Genomic DNA, 15,463 nt, shown 5'->3' with positions numbered 1-15,463 from the left:
TATCCTCTCTAGTAAACGCGTTCTTTCGGCTCAAACGGCGCGATGTGTTTAGGTGATGTATTCACAGGGCGATACTCGATAGTATCACCTTCTGGGAAATACAAAGTGTGTTTAATCCAATTAGCATCATCTCGTTTAGGATAATCTTCTCGGCTATGTGCACCACGACTTTCTGTTCGCGCAATTGCCGAATGGGCTGTCGCATAAGCGGTTGCCATTAAATTATCCAATTCTAAAGCTTCTACCATTGCAGTATTAAATATTTTAGACTTATCTTTTAAATAAGCGTTGGGCAGACGCTCGCGTAATGCCTCTAAGCGTTTTAAACCTGAAGCCATTACATCACCTGTACGGAATACTCCGAAATCTTCTTGCATGATACGTTGCATTTCGTCGTGAATAACTGCAGGGCTCTCGCCTTCTTTAGAATTGGCCCAACGATTATAACGAGCTAAAGACGCATCAATATCATCATCGGAAACATAGGGCATTTCTGGCATTTGGTCAGATTGCCATAATTCTTCAACATGCAGACCAGCAGATCTTCCGAAGACAACTAAATCGAGGAGTGAATTACCACCTAAACGGTTTGCACCGTGTACAGAAACGCAAGCACATTCGCCTACGGCATATAAACCTTCAACCATGTGATCCTTTCCGTCTCGGTGAGTTATCACTTGTCCATGCATATTGGTTGGAATGCCACCCATACTATAATGGCAGGTAGGCACGACTGGGATAGGCTCAACAATAGGGTCTACTCCAGCAAATTTCATAGATAATTCACGAATACCAGGAAGACGAGCTTTAATAAGGTCAGCACCCAAATGATCAAGTTTTAATTTAACATAATCAACACCTTTGGGATCAAAACCATTTCCGGCGCGAATTTCTAGAGCCATGGCGCGTGCAACGACATCTCGCGAAGCTAAGTCTTTAACCCGGGGAGCGTAACGTTCCATAAAGCGCTCACCATCTTTATTGATCAAATACCCCCCTTCACCACGACATCCCTCAGTCACTAAAACACCGGCACCAGCAATACCTGTAGGATGGAATTGCCACATTTCCATATCTTGTAATGGAACGCCGGCACGCAAAGCCATACCAAACCCATCACCAGTGTTAATCAGGGCATTGGTTGTGGATTGATAAATACGGCCTGCACCACCGGTTGCTAAGATACATACTCGAGTTTGATAAAAAACGATCTCGCCCGTTTCAATGCACATTGCCGTAACACCGGCTATACGACCGTTAGCATCTTTAACCAAATCAAGGGCATACCATTCACTAAATACATGAGTTTTAGCTTTTAAGTTTTGCTGGTAAAGGGTATGCAAAAGCGCATGCCCTGTTCTATCCGCTGCAGCACAGGTACGCGCTGCTTGTTCGCCACCAAAATTTTTGGATTGACCACCGAATTGGCGCTGATAAATCTTGCCATTATCCATGCGCGAAAAAGGTAAGCCCATATGCTCTAATTCATAAACTGCTTCTGGGCCTGTCTTACAAAGGTATTCAATACAGTCTTGGTCGCCAATATAATCCGCCCCCTTCACTGTATCATACATATGCCAACGCCAATCATCCTCATCCGCATTACCGAGGGCAGCAGTAATACCGCCTTGTGCAGAAACAGTATGTGAACGAGTAGGAAAAACTTTTGATAGAAGTGCAACCTTTAAACCGGAGTTGGCCATTTGTAATGCAGCTCTCATTCCTGCACCACCTGCACCAATAATTACTGCGTCAAATTTGTTACGTGCAATTGCCATGCTCATCGTCCCCACACAATCATTAAGCCCCAAATAAATTGCCCAAGCAGCCACAAAATAACTAGATACTGTACAGTGAGTCTGATAGCAGTACATTTTATGTAGTCAGTGGTGACGGTCCAAATCCCTACCCAACTATGCAAACTAAGAGTGAATAGGGCAATTAGGCTGGCAACCTGAAACCAACCATTATGGAATAAGGCATACCATTGCATATAGTTCATTGGCGGTGTAAACAGCAAATAGGCCAACATATAAATGCAGTAAATCATAAAATAGACTGCGGTAAAGCGCTGAATCAACCAATCTTTTAGCCCATTACCTGTTAAACTTGTGACATTCGTTACCATATCCAAATTCCTAGAAAAATTGTCAGAATTACAGCTAATGCAATAACCCATATGGCCGTCTGGCGTCCTTCTTTCACTTCTTCACCATAGCCTAAGTCCATAATCATATGACGAATACCAGCCAAGATATGGTAAACAAGAGCAGCACTGAAAACCCATAGCAGCAATTTATAAAAAGGACTTTGGAGGAGAATTTGCATCTGCATAAACGATACATCACTATTAAGTGACTTACTCAAAAGATAGAGGATAAAAGGTAGTAACAAAAATAAAACAAGCCCGGAGATACGATGCAGAATCGATGCAATGGCCATAGCGGGAAATTTTATGGTTCCCAAATCTAAATTCACTGGTCTTTTTTGATTCACTGTCAAACTCTTCCTTAAAAGAAAATGTTATTACCTCTCCAAATCGACGAGGCAGCTTTTTTTAGGCAAAACCAATTTTGCCAGGTGTTTTTCAAAAATGCGAGTCATAGAACAATTTAATTTTGAATAGTTTTACAGAAATACCAACACTTTAATTACGCAATAAATCCCGTGTTCAATTTTAGATCCAATTATGGACACGGTATAAAGGACAGAAATAGACCCCAGTATAGCACTCCGTTTTTTTGGCGCAAAGTACCAAGCAAGAGATTAGAGCACTTAGCGTGTAAATCGAGGTGTGGCAGGGACATGACGCCGATCTCTGGGCGTAGGAGAGGGGTAACCGTAACCTCTATCAGCCAAGCGTTTTACTATTTGTAGATAATTTTCACCCCAGTCACCTGGATCAAAATTAGTCACGACGACGTTATAACTTAGGTTAATGATTGACTCAAAGGCTTTGCGTTGGGCAAGGATATGTCCGCCAAAAGCAACCTGTACTTCGGTTTCCTCATCAACACCGCCTGATCTTAAACGTTCGATCAGCAAATAAATCATCTTTTCAATGGTATTGAATAATTTACACATTGACATGCCGCTGGTATACATGTCTTCGCCTTTGGAGGTCACTAATTTAAATCCATGATCGTCAATATTATAGACAAATTCACGTTCATTAGTGCCAGGTAAAATTTCCGGCTCAAGAACAAGAGGCGGGGAGATGGGAGTAATGGATGGACTAACAATATATAGCTCAAAATTAGCCCAATGCCACCATAATTGGTAGACTCTCTCGACGATTGCAACTGGATCGTCGTCAATGGTCATTCCTAAACTAGCTTCAGGAGTTTCATTAGCCATATCAATACTCATCTACAGGTTTTCTTAAGATATAAACTATCTTAGCCCAAATTAGCTTGCCGAGCACAGTTCTAGAACATTAAGAAAGTGTAAAAGAAGCAATTATTCAGCAAGATTCTAAAAATTGATAATACACCGGGGGAGTTTTGCATTTAAAGCAGCGACTTTGACAAGCTGATTTCGCTTGGCAACAGGCAATAACACCTTTGCGTAGCCAAAGATCAAGCATGGGTTGCAAGGCTTGCAGATCCAAATGGAACTCTCTTGCAATTTGCTGATTGCTAGCAACTCGTTCGCGGCGTAGGTATTCACGAATTTGTAGTAACATGAGTCCCTCCTAAATTCAACGTTCTAACCCGTAAGACTCCAAATGCTAAACCAGCAAAACCTAAGATTACTAGTACCCAGGTTATTGATTGCTGCGGATGAGCAGCAAAAGTAGCTGATTGATAAAATAAGACTGCCGTAGCATAGGCAATAATAAAGGACCAAAAGATAGAAAACCACATCAATTTACGGCTTGCTTCTTGGCGGATAACTGCCATCGTCGAAACACAGGGAATATAGAGTAAAATGAATAGTAAATAGGCATAAGCCCCTGCTTGTCCATCAAAACGTTGTACCATCATTCCATAAACAGATTGCGAAACCTCTCCATCAGGAGCACTCGCAATAATTGGATTGATTAAAGCAGATCCCAATTGCGATAAATTCTGCGGAATTGACCAGAGTGCCGCCTGTAATGACGCCCAAAAATCAAAATGGGCAACCGACATTTGTCCCACCTGACCAATTTGCGCATACAGCGAATTCAAAGAGCCAACGACAACTTCTTTCGCTAGCATTCCGGTTAATAAACCCACTGTTGCAGGCCAGTTATCTTGATGTAGTCCCATTGGCGCAAAAACAGGGGTTAGCCATTGACCTAGTGCCGACAAAACAGAATGAGTACTTGCTTCCGCTTGGCTTAGACCACCCTGAATGGTCATTGCATTCAAACCACCTAAAATGACACAAATAGGAATAATTAAACGACCGGCACGAATAACAAAATGACGCAAACGCAAAGAAGTCTCTTTCATTAAACGTTTTAATGAAGGCCGATGATAAGCAGGTAACTCTAAAATCAAGGGCGAAGTCTGCCCGCGTAAACTGGTTTTACGTAAAATAAATCCAGTCAATACGGCCATCAAAATACCAATTAGGTACAGTGAAAAAACAATATTCTGGCCGCCTGTCGGGAAAAAGGCAGCAACGAAAACCGCATAAATAGCTAAGCGAGCGCTGCAGGACATGAAAGGGCTCATTAAAACGGTCAAGATCCTATCTCTTTCCGAGTCAAGTGTGCGGGCCGCCATAATTGCAGGGACATTGCAACCAAAACCAACGATCATGGGCACAAAGGATTTACCCGGCAAACCCAACGCGCGCATTGCCTTATCCACAACAAAGGCTGCGCGTGCCATATAACCGGAGGCTTCCAATAGCGATAAAAAGAAAAACATGGCTGCAATAACAGGAATGAAGGTTAAGGTGGTATTAATGCCTTTACCTACCCCATTGGCGATTAAAGCAATAAGCCAGGCAGGGCTATTGAACTGTTCCAGCACTTTAGCAGAGCCTTGGACGAAAATAGCATCAGTACTGATATCAAAAAAATCTTGAAAAGCGCCGCCAATATTAATTGCGAATAAAAACATCAGATACATCATGGCAAAAAATATAGGGAAAGCCCAATAGCGATGCAAAACAACACGATCTAATTTGGCAGTAAAATGCTCGCTTGCATCACTGCCTTTTTGTTGTATCGTTTGAACGATTTGGTGTATTTTTTCATAACGCGCATCAGCGATAATAATGTCTATATCTTGTTCAGCAGACTCGCTAATTCTCTTATCTTCACCCAAAAGCTTAAGTCCTAAAGCATAATCGCCTTCTAGAATACGACGGGCATAATAAGGGACATAGCGCGATTCAATAGATTGCGCTCGCAATTGTTGCTCTAGCCGCAATAAAGAGTTATGAATGGAAGGAGGAAAATTGAGGTCGAGTGGTTTACTCATTTGACCAGGATTTTTAATGGCTTGCTGTAGCGCTGATAACCCAACTTGCTTATGGGCTTGTATGGCAAAGACAGGACAATTCAATTGCTTAGATAATTGCTTGAGGTCGATCTCAATGCCTCGTTGTTTAGCAATATCCATCATATTGAGGACAACTATTACCGGTTTACCTAGCTCTAGAATTTGGCTTGTCAGATAGAGATGGCGCTCAAGATGGCAAGCATCTACTAAATTGATAATTAAATCCGCCTCAAGGCTGACGATTGCATTGGCTGCAATTTGCTCATCCAGACTTGAACTATTGCCGGATGAAGCGAGGGAATAAATACCAGGTAAGTCAGTCACCTCAATTGTTTGTTCGTCTAGAATAAAACGGCCTGTTTTCTTTTCTACGGTTACACCAGGCCAATTGCCTACGCGTTGATTGGCGCCTGTCAGCGCATTGAACAAGGTTGTTTTACCGCAATTTGGATTACCTACTAATAAAAGCTGCGTCATATCCGTTCCCACTCTAATTCGCCGGCTTCTTCTTTGCGCAAAGTCAATGCGGTACCACGAACCTCTACTTGAACTGGGCAGCCTAAAGGAGCTACCCTTACAATTTGCAATTCCACACCGCGTGTAATACCTAAGGATAATAAACGTCGTCGATAAGCTAGATCGGTTAAACCAAAATCAACTAAACGTACACGATCACCTTTGGCCAGTTCAGTAATGCGCATGATATCCAATTCAAAAAAACATCTAGTATAAAAGTTTAACACAAATGATATCGAGAATCATTCTCAATTTAGAAAAAATTGGGAGTAAGTTATTAGGATAATGTAGATGCTATTATAGGCCGCAGCAGATGCCAGGTGCTGCTGCGGTCTTTTAAAAACCTTCTAATCAAGCCGCTCAGTGAAGGCTAATTTGCTAAATTTTTTCTTTGAACTTAACCGCTTCTTCCGACCCTGCTGTCGTATTTCCTGCTGTATAAGAATGCGCTCCTGTTCCGGCAAGCTTTCCTTGATCGACGATAAGATACACATCGCGAATAGGACGTTTATCGAACCAGCATTCTAATATTTCGCGTGTTCCGGCAGCATAACGAGCTTGGGCGGAAAGCGAGGTTCCAGAAATATGAGGCGTCATACCATGATGGGGCATGGTACGCCAGGGGTGATCTTTTGGTGCGGGTTGAGGAAACCACACATCACCTGCATAGCCTGCAAGTTGTCCTGATTCACAAGCTTTTACTATCGCTTCACGGTTGCAAATCTTACCGCGGGCTGTATTGATCAGGTAGGCACCGTGTTTCATCTTAGAAATTAATTGATGATCAAATAGATTGTCTGTTTCTGGGGTCAGAGGGCAATGAATAGAAACCACATCACAAACTTTGACTAAAGACTCTACCTTGTCATGAAACACTAAACCTAATTCTTTCTCCACTTTTTCAGGTAGGCGATGACGATCAGTGTAATGCAACTTAACATCAAAAGGTTTTAAGCGCTTTAATACAGCTAAAGCAATACGGCCCCCTGCAACAGTACCGACTGTCATGCCTTCAAGATCGTAAGAACGGCTGACACAATCTGCAATATTCCAACCTTTATCAAGAACCCATTGGTAAGAAGGCAGATAATTTCTCACTTGCGATAAAACCATCATCACCACATGCTCAGCCACACTAATACTATTTGAAAAAGTGACCTCGGCAACAGTAATATTTCTATTCATAGCGGCTTGTAAATCCACATGATCTGAGCCAATTCCAGCAGTGATTGCTAATTTTAAGTTCTTAGCTTTGGCAATGCGTTCCGCGGTTAAATAAGCCGGCCAAAAGGGTTGCGAAATGACCACATCAGCATCGACTAATTCTCTTTCAAAAACCGAATTAGGACCGTCTTTATCCGAAGTAACAATGAATTCATGACCTTGGCTTTCCAGAAACTTGCGCAAACCAAGCTCACCAGAAACACTTCCTAACATAGTGCCTGGTTGAAAATCGATCGCTTTAGGCGTAGGCACTGTCTGTCCATCGGGATAATGTTCTATTTTAGGTAAATCATCGCGTGCATAGGTCTGCGGATAGCCATCGATTGGATCATCGTAAAGAACACAAAGAATTTTAGCCATAATTTTTTCCTTAAAATAAAAGCAACATTAATAATTACTCCATTATGCTGTCGAACACCCCTTTCGTATTGGGCAACTTACAGCACATTTAGTTGAGCAAGACCACCCCCCACCTAAAGCTTTAATAAGTTGTACACTTGCAAGCTGGCGACGCGTGCGTATATTGACTAATGCAAGCTCAGCTTGTAAGGCTATATTCTCATTTACCACTACATCAAGAAAGTTGGTAATACCACCTACATAGCGATTTTTAGCCTGAGTTAGGGAACGACTGGCCGCCGCTGCAGCCGCGATTTGGCTACGCTCTTCTTGATCTAACCAACGAACGGCGGCAAGACCATCTTCGACCTCTTGAAACGCAGTCAGTACCGTTTGGCGATACAGAGCCACTGTTTCGTGATAACTTGCAGTAGCCGATTTTAATTGCCCCTCTAAATAACCGCCATCATATAAGATGACCCGCGAAAGAGGGTTAGCAAAGATACCGCTGGGCGGCCCCAACGACCAAAATATACTTGGCTTGGTGAACAAATTGGCTAAGGCGCGACTTTCAAAACCCCCTATTGACAATAAAGTAAACTGCGGGAAAAAGACAGCACGGGCAACGCCGATTTCTGCATTTGCTGCTTGTACACGTTGCTCAGCCGCAGCAATATCGGGTCGACGCTCCAATAAGCTGGAAGGCAGTTCGGGATCCACGGCAACTAACTTCATCTTAGTTACTTCGGGGGGCATATTGAAATTGGCGGGAATATCACCCACTAATACAGCAATTGCGTGCTGAAGTTGTGCCTGTTGTAAGCGTATGTCAGTTGCTAAAGTCTTGGCATTTTCTAATTGCTGTTCCGCTTGATCAACATCAGCAATAGGCGACGCCCCACCTGTGTATCGTTTGCGCGTTAAAAATAAGGCTTTCTGATAAGCAATGACGGTGTCATCCAAAACACGCTGCGCTGCCTCGGCTCCTCTTAAACTAAAATAATCACTTGCTAATTCAGCACGGATACTCAAAGTAGCTGCCGCCAGGTCGGAAGCACTAGCTTCTGCAAGACTTTCGTTGGCTGCCACTAAATTGCGCACGCGCCCCCAAACATCTAATTCATAAGTCAAATCAGCGCCTACTAATAAATCACTGTAGCGTCTTGTCGTATTTGGGTTAGCCACATGGTTGGACGTTTGTTGTGTATTGGCATTGGCTATTCCTGTTATAGTAGGAACAAAGGCCGAGCGAGCGACTTGGACAGCGGCGCGAGCTTCTTGCAACCGTGCAAAATAGGCTTTTAGATCCTGGTTACCACAGGTTAATCTATTTTCTAATTCATTTAACACCGGATCGTCAAATATCAACCACCAATGGTCTATTTTATTAAGGGCAGCTAAGCCAGCACCAAGTTTCCAATCCTTAGTTTCTTTGTAGTGCGCCGGAATCGGCATAGGCGGACGTTTATATTTAGGAGCAAAAGAACAGGCAAACAAGAAATGAATGATTAAACCAAGAAAAATAACTTGCTTAACAGGTTTATTGCTCATTTTAAGGGCGGCTCTTTTGGTGCTTCATTATCTTTAGGTGCCAATTGAACTTTTTGTCCTTCACTCAAGGAATCGGGTGGATTTAAAATAACGCGTTCCCCGATCTTAAGTCCAGTATTCACTTCAACCTCATTACCAAAATCGCGACTTACTGTTATAGAGCGTAGACTTACCCTATTGTTCTTATCCACCACCGCAACTTGTAAATTCTCTGATCTAAATAGGAGAGCGTTAACCGGTATATGGATAAGGTTTCGTGACAGCGGCATCTTAAAGTGCATTTCTGTAAAACCGCCTGGCAACAACTCCCCATCGGGGTTATCAGCCCAGAATTGAGCCAGCAAGGTTAGTGAAGTCGCATTGATTGCATCTGCTGTTTTATAAAGCTTTGCTGGGAAACTTTTGCCTGGATGTTCAGAGAAAGTCAAAGTAACCACCATATCGGGTTTGATATTCGAAACATAAGTTTGCGGGATTTGCACATAAACACGCAGGCGTTTCGATTGCACGATATGAAACAAAGGAAAGACCCCTGTACCACTTCCGGCATTGATTAGTGAACCGATATCAATAGAACGCTGACTAATGATACCGTCAAAGGGGGCGATAACTCGTTCATAGCTCACCAAATCACGTAAGCGATCGCGGTTTGCCTGCGCCGCTTGTTTTAAAGCAGCCGTTGCTTCTTGGCCGCTGATTTTTTCATCCGTCTCTTGTTTTGAGACAGAAGCTGTTTTTAATAAATTGATCCATCGTTTTGCGGTGATAATTGCGAGATTTTCATTCGCAATCGCAGTATTCAAATCGGCCTCTGCTTGATTTAATTGAGCATTCACTTCGGGGGCTTCAATTTCAGCAAGCAAATCACCTTCTTTAACGTGAGAGCCAATATCGGCATACCAATTTCTAATATAGCCATTGGTTCGTCCATAAATCGTTGCCTCATGCCAAGCTTGTACTGTAGCGGGTAAAACAATTTCCTCAGTGGCAGGACCGGGTTTTGTAATCAACGTAGCAACCACGAGTGTTGCTTGAACATTAGTCCTTTTACGTAGCTTATGATTCGCTTGCATACGCGAAAAAATGAGCAACAGAGCAAGCCCTAAAAATAAAATAAGGGCCAACACAAGGTAGCGCAAGAATTTAGATTTTTGGGGCAAGTGACTTTCGTCAGTCATGCTTTTCTCCCTGCTCTTTCTTATATCTACGGCTATGAATAATGCAAAAAATAGTAGGAACAAAAAACAGCGTAGCCACTGTAGCAAACGATAAACCACCAATTACAGCACGTCCGAGCGGTGCATTTTGCTCACCGCCTTCTCCTAGGCCAAGTGCCATGGGAAACATACCAATAATCATTGCTAAAGCAGTCATTAATACTGGCCGTAATCGCGTAGTACCGGCCTCAAGTGCCGAATGATAAGGATCATTCCCTTCTCTCATATGATCACGCGCAAAACTAATGACCAAAATACCATTCGCAGTGGCTACTCCCATACACATGATTGCACCCGTTAAAGCGGGAACGCTTAAAGTAGTATGAGTAAGAAATAGCAACCAGACAATACCAGCTAATGCAGCAGGAAGAGCGGTAATAATAATAAAAGGATCAAGCCATGACTGAAAATTAATCACTATGAGCAAATAAACCAAGACAATCGAAAAAATAAGTCCAATATATAACCCAGTGAAAGCCTGATCTTTCGTTTCTATTTGTCCTCGCACCACCACCGATGAGCCAAGAGGAATGGTTTTTTTTGTATCCCTAAGAATTTTATGAATCGCCTTAGCCACCGAACCCAAGTCCGTATCTTGGACGGAAGCAAAGATATCAATGACCGGTTGAACATTATAATGGGAAACAACTACAGGATTTATAGTGCGCGTATTTTTGCTTAATGCCCCCAAAATTTGTGCCTGAGCACTATTCAAGGGGCTAGTAATAGGAATATTACGCAACGCTTGTAAAGAATTCATATAGTATTGCGGTGCTTGAGTGGCAATGGGGTAAGAAACATGGTTTTTTGGATTCACCCAAAAATTAGGCGTCGTTTGGAAACTGCCGGAAAGCGTAATTAATAAATTATTCGCAACATCAAATTGACTAAATCCAAGTTCTCTTGCCCGGCTACGATTAGCTTCCACAGCTATCGTTGGATAATTGAAGGCTTGGCGAAAATGGGCATCGACGACCCCCGGCACATGCTTCACCCGCTCCAATAACATCTTAGCATGTTCTATATTCGCCTTTGCTTTCCAGCCCACGATTTGAATATCAATGACTGATGGCAAGCCAAAATTAAGAATTTGGTTAACGATATCGGCCGGTAAAAAAGAAAAAACGACGCCAGGAAATTTTTTTTGTAATAGCGGCCTCAATTCACGAATATAATCTTTAGTCGGCCTATGCTTTTCCTTTAGCGAAATTAAAATATCCGCATCCCCTGGACCGTTTGTGGCAGAATTACTATAGGACAAATTAATCCCGCTGGTAGGTAACCCAATATTTCCGACAATACTACCAAGCTCATTTTTAGGAATAAGTCTGCGTATCATCGCACCAATCTCTCCTGACAAGCGTGCCGTTTCCTCTACACGAGTTCCAGTGGGGGCTTGGAAATGCAATTTCATTTGCCCAGCATCCACATCAGGAAAAAAATTAGAACCAAGCCAAGGACCCATCAGTGCAATTGAACCCAAAACGAAGGTCAAGAAAGACAGAACAAAGATTTTTCTATTGTTTAAAGCCTGCTCTAATAAATAATGGTAACCTTGACGGAATTGATCAAAGCGTTTTTCAAAACCAACGTGGAACCGAACAAAAGGATTAGGGCTCTTTTCTGCGGAATGAGTTAGATCATGTCGCTTTAGTAAATATTTTGCCATGGTTGCAACAAGGGTACGCGATAAAATGTAAGAAGCTAGCATCGCAAAAATGACCGCTTCAGCCAAAGGAGCAAAGAGGTATTGAGCCACTCCCCCCAAATAAAACATAGGCACGAAAACGATACAGATACAGAGGGTCGAAACTAACGCGGGAATGGCAATTTGTTTTGCACCATCTAAGATTGCAGTCTCTACATCCTTGCCTTGCTCTAAATTCCAATTAATATTTTCAATGGCGACAGTCGCATCATCCACCAAAATACCGACTGCAAGAGCTAAACCACCCAAAGTCATAATATTAATTGTCTCTCCTAATGCCGATAAAATTGACAGCGAAGCCAAGATCGACAAAGGTATGGAAAGAGTAATAATTAGGGTGCTACGCCAACTTCCAAGAACCAGTAAAATCATTAATCCTGTTAAACAGGCAGCGATCGCCCCCTCTCTGATAACACCTTTGATTGCTGATATCACAAATACAGACTGGTCACCAATTACCGATAAGTTTAAGGCGGGCGGCATCATGTCCCTTAATAAGGGAATAAGCGCCTTCACTCGCCTGACAATATCTAGAGTCGAAGCAGCTCCGGTTTTAATCACCGACATCATGACTGCGCGCTGACCATTAACGGTTACTATGTTGGTTTGCGGAGGAAAGCCATCGCGAACATGAGCAACATCGCGGACATAGAGCACGCCATTGGGAATTGCTTTCAGCGGAAAATTGTTCATTTCATCAACTGACTTAGGACTGGCATTCAGGGTGACGTAATATTCGAACAGGCCAATTTTTTGCGTTCCGGCAGGTAAAATAAGATTTTGCGCATTGATAGTGTTATTTATATCTTGCGCAGAAATCCCATAGGTTTGCATTTTTTTTAAATTCAAATCAACTTGAACCTGCCTTATTTTACCCCCATAAGGAAAAGGCAAAGCTGCCCCTTGTACTGTTGCAAGTTGAGTCCGAATAAAATTGTTGCCTAAGTCATTGAGATCTTGCTCGGGTAAAGTTTTACTCGATAAAATCAATTGAAGGACAGGAACAGAAGAGGCATTGTAGGATAAAATTTGCGGCGGCGTAGTTCCTGGCGGCATTTGTTTTAACAATGTTTGTCCAATTGCTGTTACCTGACTTAAGGCTTGGGCCACATTAACGCCAGTATGGAAAAACACTTTAGTCACACTGATTCCCAAAAGCGATGCTGATTCAATATGCTCAATATCATTTACTGTCGTAGTAACTGCACGCTCAAAAACACTGGTTAAACGGTCTGCTAAATCTTGCGGGGGCATACCAGCGAAAGACCATAAGACACTCACAACGGGGATATTAATATTAGGAAAAATATCAGTTGGTGTTCGTAATATCGCTAATGGCCCAATGATTAATAGCATTAAAGCCAGCACGATGAAAGTATAAGGCCTCGATAAGGCAACCCAGACAAGCCACATAGCAATCCATGCACTAAAGATAAGAAGTTAAGATATCTCGAACGATAACTTACTCATTATACTCAAGATAGATCAAAATACTAGATTTTAACCACTTGCTTTTGAGTAGTTTGATATTTTTACAATAACATCGATAAGTCGTGTTCGTGGCGCCAGGGATGACGTTGTAAATAATCTGCCGCTTGCATTTCCTGTAATCGACTCAAGGTACGGGTAAATTCCCCTTTCACCTCACCTTTTAAATACAGATCCTCAAGCGGAACTGCTGCAGAAATGATTAAGCGAATCCCTCGATCGTAGAGGACGTCAATAAAGTGGATTAACAAGAGCGCATACACCGTATCATTCTCAGATAACTGCGGGATGCCACTCAAAAACACGGTATCAAAGCGCTCAGCAATTTCTAAATAATCCAAATTACTACGAGGTAAATTACAAATTACTTTAAAATCAAACCATACTTCTTGTTCACCACATTTGATATAGGGTATCTCGCGATTTTGGATATTCAAACTACCATTCTCTTGGACAACTTTAGTCAAACTAGCAAATTGCTCCGCCATAATTACCTGATTTTTTTCATCGAGAGGATAAAGATAAGTTTCAAGAATCCGCTCTCTTCCCAAACGATAATCTTTGGGATGGCTTAGGCTGATGACTTCACATCTTGTTTTAATGAGCTCGATTGCTGGTATAAACCGTTCACGATGCACTCCGTTAAGATATAAATCATCAGGTTTGGTGTTGGCAGTCACGACGATAATGATGCCATTCGCAAAGAGTGCCTGCAAAAATTCAGCGAGAATCATCGCGTAAGCAACATCATGGATAAGAAACTCATCAAAACAGAGTAAGCGAATACTTTTAGCAATATCGGCTGCAATATAGCGTAAGGGATCTTTTTGGCCTTGTCGCTTGCGTAACTGGGCATCGATTTGTTGCATAAAATGATGAAAATGAAAGCGAGCTTTGTGTTTTTCCTGGAGGTCCTGATAAAACATATCCATTAGATAAGTTTTCCCTACACCGACAGGACCATGTAAATAAATGCCTTTTATTGGCGCTTTTTTTCGTAAAGAAAACCAAGAGGGTTTGGGTTGTTCTAACTCTTCCAACAGTCTTTGCATAGACCACAAAACCTGACGTTGTGCAGGGTCGTCATTAATATCGCCTCTTATAATGCCTTCTTCATAGTGCTCAACTAAGGTCATAGTCCAGCAACCTCAGCAGAAATCGATTGGATGAGTTGTTCTTTAAGCTCGATTAATTTACCGTGAAAAAAATGGCCTGTTTCTGCAAAACGAGTCACAGGTAACGGTGGCGTAAATTCTTCTGTAAAATCAAGCACAAGAGATAAAGGCACTACTTCATCGTCATCACCCTGCATCACTAACCAGGGCTGAGGTGCTGTAAATTCGCGATAGTTATAATGATGAACAGGTGGAGCAATCGTGATTAATAACCGAGACTCAGATTGAGCTGCCGCTCGATAAGTAACATAAGAACCGAAGGAAAAACCAGCAAAGATAAATTGCGCTTCGGGCCTTTCTTGTTGACACAGACGCTTTAAAGCCAACAGGTCTTCACTTTCACCTAAACCCGCGTCATAAACGCCTTCCGATTGGCCAACACCGCGAAAATTAAAGCGTAAACTAGGAATTCCGAGCTCTTTAAACGCACGAGCCATAGTAGTAACTACTTTATTATTCATTGTCCCGCCCTGCAAAGAATGCGGATGCCCAAGTAAGGCAAGGTAAGATCGATTGGCCTCAGTTGGTATTGTCAATACAGCCTCCAACTGCCCTGCTAGACCGCTAAAAATAAAAGGATGCTCTCCAGGGCTGTTTAATTTATCGCTTAGGATCATAGAAAACCCATTTGATCTGAATCTAAGAATCATAACCCAACTTGCATTTTCGCGCGCGTGATTTATTATCTTAGATAAGCAATTTAGTTTTTAATTGCTGCTAGCACCGACTTTTTTAAAAGCGGTGACCTTATAAATCATTTTTGGAGGACTTGATCCATGCGACAGGTACCTAAAATTTTTCTGT

13 protein-coding genes are annotated in these 15,463 nt (G+C 42.3%); all 13 read right to left on the bottom strand.

What is annotated here, in order from left to right; all coding sequences use genetic code 11:
- Nucleotides 1-8: 8 nt before the first annotated feature.
- On the bottom strand, nt 9-1,778 hold the full coding sequence (sdhA, locus tag Lnau_RS14065) for a succinate dehydrogenase flavoprotein subunit (RefSeq protein WP_058505761.1): 1,770 nt from the start codon (nt 1,776-1,778) through the stop codon (nt 9-11).
- 2 nt (nt 1,779-1,780) lie between these two features.
- Entirely contained in the window at nt 1,781-2,128 is a 348-nt protein-coding gene (gene sdhD / locus Lnau_RS14060; RefSeq protein ID WP_058505760.1) for a succinate dehydrogenase, hydrophobic membrane anchor protein, read from the bottom strand.
- Nucleotides 2,122-2,496 (bottom strand): succinate dehydrogenase, cytochrome b556 subunit, encoded by a 375-nt coding sequence (sdhC, locus tag Lnau_RS14055; RefSeq protein WP_058505759.1) that lies wholly within the window; start codon nt 2,494-2,496, stop codon nt 2,122-2,124. Before sdhC ends, sdhD begins: the two co-directional genes overlap by 7 nt.
- A gap of 279 nt (nt 2,497-2,775) precedes the next feature.
- A complete protein-coding gene (locus Lnau_RS14050; protein ID WP_058506016.1) occupies nt 2,776-3,357 on the bottom strand; it encodes a hypothetical protein in 582 nt (193 codons plus the stop codon).
- A 106-nt stretch (nt 3,358-3,463) separates the two neighbouring features.
- Nucleotides 3,464-3,685 carry a FeoC-like transcriptional regulator gene (locus Lnau_RS14045; protein ID WP_058505758.1) on the bottom strand — a complete coding sequence of 74 codons (222 nt, stop codon included), beginning with the start codon at nt 3,683-3,685 and terminating at the stop codon, nt 3,464-3,466.
- The gene (gene feoB, locus Lnau_RS14040) at nt 3,666-5,918 is read right to left on the bottom strand and encodes a Fe(2+) transporter permease subunit FeoB (protein ID WP_058505757.1); all 2,253 of its coding nucleotides are present in this window, start codon (nt 5,916-5,918) and stop codon (nt 3,666-3,668) included. Before feoB ends, Lnau_RS14045 begins: the two co-directional genes overlap by 20 nt.
- Nucleotides 5,915-6,142: a FeoA family protein gene (locus Lnau_RS14035; RefSeq protein WP_058505756.1), complete on the bottom strand. Its 228-nt coding sequence runs from the start codon at nt 6,140-6,142 to the stop codon at nt 5,915-5,917. Before Lnau_RS14035 ends, feoB begins: the two co-directional genes overlap by 4 nt.
- A 193-nt stretch (nt 6,143-6,335) precedes the next feature.
- Nucleotides 6,336-7,541: an NAD-dependent formate dehydrogenase gene (locus Lnau_RS14030; protein WP_058505755.1), complete on the bottom strand. Its 1,206-nt coding sequence runs from the start codon at nt 7,539-7,541 to the stop codon at nt 6,336-6,338.
- Between the two features lie 42 nt (nt 7,542-7,583).
- Nucleotides 7,584-9,071 carry an efflux transporter outer membrane subunit gene (locus Lnau_RS14025; protein ID WP_058505754.1) on the bottom strand — a complete coding sequence of 496 codons (1,488 nt, stop codon included), beginning with the start codon at nt 9,069-9,071 and terminating at the stop codon, nt 7,584-7,586.
- Nucleotides 9,068-10,249 (bottom strand): efflux RND transporter periplasmic adaptor subunit, encoded by a 1,182-nt coding sequence (locus Lnau_RS14020; protein ID WP_058505753.1) that lies wholly within the window; start codon nt 10,247-10,249, stop codon nt 9,068-9,070. The genes Lnau_RS14025 and Lnau_RS14020 overlap by 4 nt, the downstream gene beginning before the upstream one ends.
- A complete protein-coding gene (locus Lnau_RS14015) occupies nt 10,242-13,409 on the bottom strand; it encodes an efflux RND transporter permease subunit (RefSeq protein WP_058505752.1) in 3,168 nt (1,055 codons plus the stop codon). Before Lnau_RS14015 ends, Lnau_RS14020 begins: the two co-directional genes overlap by 8 nt.
- Nucleotides 13,410-13,528: 119 nt before the next feature.
- Nucleotides 13,529-14,620, bottom strand: coding sequence for a cell division protein ZapE (gene zapE / locus Lnau_RS14010; protein ID WP_058505751.1), 1,092 nt, complete (start codon nt 14,618-14,620; stop codon nt 13,529-13,531).
- Nucleotides 14,617-15,276, bottom strand: a complete 660-nt coding sequence (locus Lnau_RS14005) for an alpha/beta hydrolase (protein ID WP_058505750.1) — start codon at nt 15,274-15,276, stop codon at nt 14,617-14,619. The genes zapE and Lnau_RS14005 overlap by 4 nt, the downstream gene beginning before the upstream one ends.
- Nucleotides 15,277-15,463: the final 187 nt, after the last annotated feature.

The sequence above is a fragment of the Legionella nautarum genome, assembly GCF_001467895.1.
GTDB lineage: Bacteria > Pseudomonadota > Gammaproteobacteria > Legionellales > Legionellaceae > Tatlockia > Tatlockia nautarum.
The sequence above is the reverse complement of the archived record's forward strand: the minus strand, read 5'-3'. Positions and strand labels throughout refer to the sequence as shown.

What these genes read in the sequence shown, in the direction of transcription:
- sdhA (WP_058505761.1), bottom strand. Translation starts at nt 1,778, where the DNA reads ATGGCAATTGCACGTAACAAATTTGACGCAGTAATTATTGGTGCAGGT.
- sdhD (WP_058505760.1), bottom strand. Translation starts at nt 2,128, where the DNA reads ATGGTAACGAATGTCACAAGTTTAACAGGTAATGGGCTAAAAGATTGG.
- Lnau_RS14050 (WP_058506016.1), bottom strand. Translation starts at nt 3,357, where the DNA reads ATGGCTAATGAAACTCCTGAAGCTAGTTTAGGAATGACCATTGACGAC.
- Lnau_RS14045 (WP_058505758.1), bottom strand. Translation starts at nt 3,685, where the DNA reads ATGTTACTACAAATTCGTGAATACCTACGCCGCGAACGAGTTGCTAGC.
- feoB (WP_058505757.1), bottom strand. Translation starts at nt 5,918, where the DNA reads ATGACGCAGCTTTTATTAGTAGGTAATCCAAATTGCGGTAAAACAACC.
- Lnau_RS14035 (WP_058505756.1), bottom strand. Translation starts at nt 6,142, where the DNA reads ATGCGCATTACTGAACTGGCCAAAGGTGATCGTGTACGTTTAGTTGAT.
- Lnau_RS14030 (WP_058505755.1), bottom strand. Translation starts at nt 7,541, where the DNA reads ATGGCTAAAATTCTTTGTGTTCTTTACGATGATCCAATCGATGGCTAT.
- Lnau_RS14025 (WP_058505754.1), bottom strand. Translation starts at nt 9,071, where the DNA reads ATGAGCAATAAACCTGTTAAGCAAGTTATTTTTCTTGGTTTAATCATT.
- Lnau_RS14020 (WP_058505753.1), bottom strand. Translation starts at nt 10,249, where the DNA reads ATGACTGACGAAAGTCACTTGCCCCAAAAATCTAAATTCTTGCGCTAC.
- Lnau_RS14015 (WP_058505752.1), bottom strand. Translation starts at nt 13,409, where the DNA reads ATGTGGCTTGTCTGGGTTGCCTTATCGAGGCCTTATACTTTCATCGTG.
- zapE (WP_058505751.1), bottom strand. Translation starts at nt 14,620, where the DNA reads ATGACCTTAGTTGAGCACTATGAAGAAGGCATTATAAGAGGCGATATT.
- Lnau_RS14005 (WP_058505750.1), bottom strand. Translation starts at nt 15,276, where the DNA reads ATGATCCTAAGCGATAAATTAAACAGCCCTGGAGAGCATCCTTTTATT.